The sequence below is a fragment of the Cupriavidus sp. SIMBA_020 genome (genome assembly GCF_046535395.1).
Lineage (GTDB): Bacteria > Pseudomonadota > Gammaproteobacteria > Burkholderiales > Burkholderiaceae > Cupriavidus > Cupriavidus campinensis.
Window position 1 is genome coordinate 1 of record NZ_JAWRWU010000769.1, and the last position, 265, is coordinate 265.

At 76.6% G+C, this 265-nt stretch carries 1 pseudogene; it reads right to left on the reverse strand.

From position 1 onward, the window contains the following. Positions 1-10 precede the first annotated feature (10 nt). Positions 11-265 (reverse strand): annotated as a pseudogene (locus SB751_RS31430) (hypothetical protein); the annotation flags it as partial.

The following is a 265-nucleotide window of genomic DNA, read 5'->3' on the forward strand; positions in this document are numbered from 1 at the left end:
GGGTGAAGCGTTACTTCTTCGGCGCGGTGGCGCCGAGCAGACCGCCGAGCAGGTTCGTCACCGGCGCGAGCAGGTTGGTCGCGCCGCCCGCGGTGCTGCCCGAACTGCCGGACAGGCCGGCCGTCACGGTGCCGCTGCCGGACGGCGTCGTCACCGTCCCGACCGCGCCGCCCGGGCTCGCCGTGCCGACAGCGCCGAGCGCACCGGTCGGCGACGTCAACGAACCCGTCAGCGTGCCGACCGGGCCGCTCGTCAGCGCGCCGCC